The sequence below is a fragment of the Mesorhizobium sp. P2_F5 genome (assembly GCF_056403715.1).
In genome coordinates, this window is the sequence record NZ_JBFUEY010000031.1 from 45,677 (window position 1) to 51,676 (window position 6,000).

Consider the following 6,000-nt stretch of genomic DNA (forward strand, 5'->3'; position numbering starts at 1 on the left):
TCGCTCCCAAGCGTCAGCGCCCATTGATGTGGCTGACGATGCCGCACTGTACGCTTCCGAACAATCCATAGCGAGCGATTATATTAGCGGCGCCGGAAATGTGTAATGGGGCGCGGCGAGCCCGCCTTCCCTTTGCCATGGCCGCGATGCAGCGTGTGCGATTTCGGCGCCGCAACCACTGCTGCGCCTAGAACGGCAGGCGTATCTCATCGATCGCCTTCGACTCTGTCCAGCCAATGTCCTTCTGGATCTCCGACGGCAATGCATTCAGTGCCCGCACAGTCTTCCTGTGCTTGCTGGCGCGCGCGAAGGCGGCGCGAATCCTGGTGAGACTTTCAAACATCGGTAACCTCCACGCAGCAGCAGAGCGCTGCCTCGGGCCCGCTCTTGCACGGCTTCTGTAACCGATCGATTGCGCTTCAACGGTGAAGCAGTTCACGTAGCGATGCCAGCCAGAAACATTTGTATGCAAATCAATTGCGGGCGGAAATGGAGGCCGGCAGCTGCGAGGTTGCTGCTCGATAACAGATACGCTCTGGCTCAACTGCCGCGATGGACAGCATGCCTCGCCCAGATGGCATCGAACCGCCGGCCGACACCGAGAGATCGAAGGACTGCTCAGTTCGGTGGATGCCGAGCGGCTGCATTGCCGTCGATCCACCGAGCGATGTTCTCGACCGTGTCCCGGTAAAAGCGCTCGTACAGCCCGCGCGAGACGTAGCCGATATGCGGCGTTGCCAAAAGGTTCGGCAGCGTACGGAACGGATGGTCGGGCGGCAACGGTTCCTGGTCGAAGACATCGACCGCCGCGCCGGCGATCGTCTTGTCCCTGAGCGCCTTGACGAGATCAGCCTCGACGACGATCGGTCCGCGCGACGTGTTTACCAGCCGTGCCGTCGGCTTCATCAGTGCCAGTTCCGCCGCGCCCACGAGGCCGCGCGTCCTTTCGCCGAGCACCAGATGGACGGACAGGACATCCGCCTCCTGGAACAGCCTCCGCCTCGGGACGAGGGTGGCGCCCGCTTCAGCCGCGCGCTCGGTCGTGAGATTCTGGCTCCAGGCGATCACCTTCATGCCGAAGGCATTGCCGATCTTTGCCACGGCACCGCCGACGTTGCCGAGACCCAGGACGCCGAGCGTCCGCCCCGCCATGTCATCCCCGACCGACCGCTGCCATCCGCCGCCGCGCAGCGACGCGTTCTCGGCGATGAGGTTGCGGGCACTGCCCAGGATAAGCGCCCAGGTCAGCTCGATCGTCGGCGCCGAAATGTAACCCGTATGAGCGACCTCGATACCCCGCTCCTCCGCAGCCTGGATATCGATCGAGGCATTGCGAGGGGCCGTCGAAGCAATCGGACGGAGTTTGGGCAAACGCTCGATGATGGCACGCGTCATCGGCGTGCGCTCCCGCATCACGCAGACGACGTCGAATGGCTGCAAGCGCTCGATGACGGCGTCGGGATCTGCAAGATGATCGTCAAAAACGGTCACCGTCGCCCGCGCATCCAGCACCGACCAGTCCGCGAGCGAAAGTGCAACGTGCTGGTAGTCGTCCAGCACGGCAATTCTGAAGCGCTCCTGTTTGGCAGACATCGCGTTCCTCCAAAGAGATCAGTTCGCTACCAGGACCACATGGCGGGTTCCCAGTGGTATGCCTTTTCGCGGTGGACGACATGTCCAATAGCCGGGAACGGAAAATGATAGCCCATCACCATGATCCGATCGGTCGCGACGCGGTCCAGAATGGCCTTGCGCGTCTTGATCGCTTGCGCGGGATCGTAGTCGAACATCGGCGTCCAGTCGGGATGCTGCAGGCTCGTCACCGGATTGTGGGCGATGTCACCCATATAGATGAACTGTTCGTCGCCCGAGGTGAACAGGATTGTGGCATGGGACGGCGAATGTCCCGGCGCCGCGATATAGTGCACACCGCTTGTGATTTCGCCCCCCTGCTTCACGAACCGCGTGCGGTTGGCGACCGCTGGCAAGTTATCTCGAGCGGCCTCGATCGTGCCCTTCTTGAACGGGTCAGGCATCGGCGAGCTGTTGACCTCGCTTTCATAGCGGCTGCCGGTCCAGTAGTTCCACTCCGTATCGACAAAGACGAATTGGGCCTTGGAAAATGCCGGCGCGCCCGCTTTCGTTACCAGGCCGCCGATGTGATCCAGGTGACCGTGCGAGATCACGACGAGATCAATGCTCTCTGGAGTGATTCCGGCCCGATGCAGGTTCGCTTCGAGCCCAGGAAAGTTACCGAAGGACGGGCCAAGTTTCTCACCGAAGCCAGTATCGACAAGGATACGCTCCCGTCCCGTGTCGACCACCAGCATGTTGCTCGTGCCTTGGATCACCGGCTGCATGAAATTTGCCTCCAAGACCGGAGCGAGCTCGGCTTCAGAAACGTTCATAGCGAGGATCGGCCGGATCGGAAGCTGTCCATAGCCATCCGAGATCACGGTCGCCTGGAAGTCACCGATCCTGAAGCGATAGAAGCCGTCGCCGTTGAGTGGCGTCTGGGTCGTGGATTGGGCTTCCTCAGCCTGGGCCGCATCGGCGGCAAGCAATGGCGATACCGCGGCTGAGGCGACGATGCCGGCACCGACTTGAAATATGCTGCGACGGGTCAGAAGCAATGGGGACTTGGTCATGTCGATCTCCAAGGTGAAGGCGCTGCGTGCTAGCGCGGCTTTGGTCTCCGCGACGCAAAACACAATGTCGATTACAATCGTCTTTGTCAATCTTCCTTTGGGAAAAGAGCCTGGGTCTCTGCCGCTCAGGGTTGAGAATGAGCACAAAACATCGGCTAACTGATCGAATTAAAGCCCATTAGCGAGGCCTTCACATTCCGTGTGCGCCCATGTCGAGTCGGAATTACGACCGTGATTATCGATTGTAAACGCAATCGTGATGCATTAAATCGGTGCGTGAACCGCAACGAATGAGGAGCAAGCTTTGGGCGTGTCGAGAGAACAGGCTGCGGAAAACCGCCTCGCGATTGTTGCCGCGGCGACGCAGCTATTCAGAGAACGCGGCGTAGAAGCCGTCGGGCTGAGCGAACTGATGAAGCATGCCGGCTTCACGCAAGGCGGCTTCTACAACCACTTTGAATCGAAGGCCGCCCTGGTTGCCGAGGTGCTTGCTTCGGCGATGGCTGAGAAGAATGCCGAGCTCGTCAGGAACGCAAAGGCGCCCGTCGATGAATCGACCACCGCTCTTCGGCGCTACATAGGCTGGTATCTATCGCGGGCCCACCGCGACGACATCGATCAGGGCTGCCCGGTCGCCGGCATTACGCCAGCGGTCTGGACGATCAGATAACGATTCTGGCTGGGCTGATCGCCGAGAGCGGATCTCCAGCTGTGGCGGGCCATCATAGGACGTTGCGCGAACAGGCAATCAGCTTGCATTGCGAACTGGTGGGCGCGCTGGTCCTGTCACGGTCCGTCGCGCAGGCTGCGCCGAAGCTTTCGAACGAGATTCTGGAGAACGCCGAGCGCGATGTGCTCGCATCGCTCGATGAGCGTTCGAGCCAAGCTCCCAAACCGCAAAAGAACCGTTAGGAAGGCGAAAAGGCGATTCAACGTCTGAACGAGGTGCTGAAGCTCGTAGCGGTTGGTCCGCTGTTGCAGCAGCAATCTTTGGGCGTTCCGTCGACCTACCGTTGCGGTCGCGCGACCAGGGCTACAGCGGGTGGCATTACGGTTGCCGAGGGCGAGAACCTTGACGGCGCAAGCGGCCGCAGTCTGTAGTCGCGGCAAGCTCGGCCGACAAAGAGGTGCCCACATGGAAAAGATCATACTGGACTGCGACCCTGGGCATGATGACGCGATCGCCATCCTGCTGGCGGCAGGCAATCCGAACATCGATCTCCTCGGCATCACCACGGTTTCGGGCAACCACAATGTCGAGAACACCACGCGCAACGCGCTTTCGGTATGCACCGCCTATGGCATCAAGGTGCCGGTGGCGAAAGGCTCTCCCGGCCCGCTGCTCATCGATCAGGTGCTGGCCATCGAGATCCACGGCGAGACCGGGCTCGACGGCCCCGAACTGCCGCCGGCGTCGTTCGAGCTCGACAAGCGCCATGCCGTCGACTTCATCATCGACACCGTCATGGCGCATGAGCCGAAGACGGTCACGCTGGTGCCGGTCGGTCCCTACACCAACATCGCGCTTGCCGTGCGCAAGGACCCCCGCATCGTCAGCCGAGTGAAGCGGGTCGTCGCGATGGGCGGCGCCTATACCAGGGGCAACATCACGCCGGCGGCGGAGTTCAACGTCTATGGCGATCCGGAAGCAGCCGACGTGGTGTTCCGGGCCAAATGGGACGTCACCATGGTGGGGCTCGACCTGACGCACCAGGCGCTCGCCACCAAAGAGCTTCAGGACCGGGTGCGCGCCGTCGGCGGCCCGATGGCCAAGTTCATCCTCGATATCTGGGAGTTCATCGCGACCACGCATGGCGACCTGCTGCAGATCGAGTATCCCGCCGTGCATGACGCATGCTGCGTCGCGGCCATCATCGACGGAAGCGTCTTCACCACGGAGAAGGCCGATATCCGCGTCGAGCTTGCGGGACGGTGGACCAAGGGCATGACGGTCTGCAATTTCGAGAAGATGGGCGGCATGCACCATTTCGGCGGCACGGCGAGCGAGCAGGTCGACTTCCGCCACACCGTGGCGATGAAGCTCGACCATCCGAAATTCTGCGATTTGATCGTGGATGCGCTGGAGCGGCTCGCCAGGCAGAAGGCGTGACACAGCTGACCGCAGCTGTAGAAGAACCCAGCCTATAGCCTCCTGAAAAAGCCGGACAGAATATTCGGCCCCACCTCGCCCGGCCGCAGCCTGATCCCGTCCTCGAAGCCATTCAGCGTCACGCATCCGAAGCCATTGTCAGCGAGCAGCGCCACCAGCGAGTCCCGGTCGAAATGGTGCAGGTGCTCGTTGGGCAGGCGCATGCGCCACGTCTCGAACCACGCGTCGCCATCGGCGCCGAGCTCACGCCAGCGGCAATAAGGGACAGCGATGGCCAAATGACGGGTCTGAAGGCGGGCGAGAAAACTCAGGTCAGGGATGTGCTCGAGCACGTCGAACATGGCCACGAGATCCCACGAGCCGGCGAGCGCCTCATCCCAATCGACAAAGCGGACGCCCTTTGGCAGCGGGAACCTGGTGATGTCGCAGCCGGCGCAGTCGGCAACCCCGGTAATCTTCGCGGCTTCGACGAATGTGCCGGTGCCATAGCCAATCTCCAGCACCGACCGCGGTATCTCACCGGTGATCCCCAGCACCCAGCCAAGCCGCTGATAGCCGAGCTTGATCGTGCGGTCGCTCAGATCCTCGTAATAGGACATGTATTGCTTGTCGTATTTGATCGGCGTGACGTCGATCTGGTGGATCACGCCAAACCGGTCCACCTCGTAATTGTCTAGCATTGGCGTACGGCCCCCCGGGATTGCGAAGCCTTACACGGTGGAGCTGAACGCAAAGTAAGTGGCCAGGGGGTACGTGGTTGCATTGACCCGCTGCCCCATGGGGGCCGAGCACGCTCGCAATCAAAGAAGTACTAGAATACGCTCGTCGGCAAAGCTTTGACTAGGGAGGCGGGACACCCGCATATGGAGCGACGGCTCACCGCAATCCTTGCTGCCGACGTGGTCGGGTACAGCACGCTCATGGGCGAGGACGAGGTCGGTACGCTCGAGCGGTTGAAAAGTTGCCGTCGCGAACTGGTCGACCCCGCGATCAAGGAATTCCACGGGCGCATGGTCAAACTCATGGGCGACGGCGCGCTCGTCGAGTTCGCGAGTGTCGTCGATGCCGTCCAGTGTGCTGCCATGATCCAACGCCGGATGGCCGATCGCAATAAAGGCACCACTGATGCCCGGCAGATCCGGTTTCGCATCGGCGTCAATCTCGGCGACGTCATCGTTGAGGAAAATGACATCTATGGCGATGGCGTCAACATCGCCGCGCGACTGGAGTCGATGGCCGAGC

8 protein-coding genes are annotated in these 6,000 nt (G+C 61.4%); 4 read left to right on the forward strand and 4 right to left on the reverse strand.

The window, feature by feature from the left end:
* Positions 1–187 precede the first annotated feature (187 nt).
* The 3 genes from AC1DYO_RS29160 to AC1DYO_RS29170 all read right to left on the reverse strand — a co-directional run bounded on the left by AC1DYO_RS29160 (position 188) and on the right by AC1DYO_RS29170 (position 2,648).
* Positions 188–343 (reverse strand): DUF1127 domain-containing protein, encoded by a 156-nt coding sequence (locus AC1DYO_RS29160; protein WP_477267841.1) that lies wholly within the window; start codon positions 341–343, stop codon positions 188–190.
* Between the two features lie 275 nt (positions 344–618).
* Positions 619–1,560, reverse strand: a complete 942-nt coding sequence (locus tag AC1DYO_RS29165; RefSeq protein WP_477267842.1) for a D-2-hydroxyacid dehydrogenase family protein — start codon at positions 1,558–1,560, stop codon at positions 619–621.
* 59 nt (positions 1,561–1,619) lie between these two features.
* Complete coding sequence (locus tag AC1DYO_RS29170; RefSeq protein WP_477267843.1) at positions 1,620–2,648, reverse strand: MBL fold metallo-hydrolase; 1,029 nt, start codon at positions 2,646–2,648, stop codon at positions 1,620–1,622.
* A 310-nt stretch (positions 2,649–2,958) separates the two neighbouring features.
* On the opposite strand from AC1DYO_RS29170, the gene AC1DYO_RS29175 reads away from it, so the two are divergent.
* The 3 genes from AC1DYO_RS29175 to AC1DYO_RS29185 all read left to right on the forward strand — a co-directional run bounded on the left by AC1DYO_RS29175 (position 2,959) and on the right by AC1DYO_RS29185 (position 4,758).
* A complete protein-coding gene (locus AC1DYO_RS29175; RefSeq protein ID WP_477267850.1) occupies positions 2,959–3,318 on the forward strand; it encodes a TetR/AcrR family transcriptional regulator in 360 nt (119 codons plus the stop codon).
* Positions 3,319–3,380: 62 nt separating this feature from the next.
* Positions 3,381–3,560 (forward strand): hypothetical protein, encoded by a 180-nt coding sequence (locus AC1DYO_RS29180; RefSeq protein ID WP_477267844.1) that lies wholly within the window; start codon positions 3,381–3,383, stop codon positions 3,558–3,560.
* Positions 3,561–3,783: 223 nt separating this feature from the next.
* Positions 3,784–4,758, forward strand: a complete 975-nt coding sequence (locus tag AC1DYO_RS29185; protein ID WP_477267845.1) for a nucleoside hydrolase — start codon at positions 3,784–3,786, stop codon at positions 4,756–4,758.
* Positions 4,759–4,790: 32 nt separating this feature from the next.
* Here AC1DYO_RS29185 and AC1DYO_RS29190 read toward each other — a convergent pair whose 3' ends face one another.
* On the reverse strand, positions 4,791–5,405 hold the full coding sequence (locus AC1DYO_RS29190) for a class I SAM-dependent methyltransferase (protein ID WP_477267846.1): 615 nt from the start codon (positions 5,403–5,405) through the stop codon (positions 4,791–4,793).
* 216 nt (positions 5,406–5,621) lie between these two features.
* Here AC1DYO_RS29190 and AC1DYO_RS29195 point away from each other — a divergent pair.
* A partial coding sequence (locus AC1DYO_RS29195) for an adenylate/guanylate cyclase domain-containing protein (RefSeq protein WP_477267847.1) occupies positions 5,622–6,000 on the forward strand: 379 nt, incomplete at its 3' end.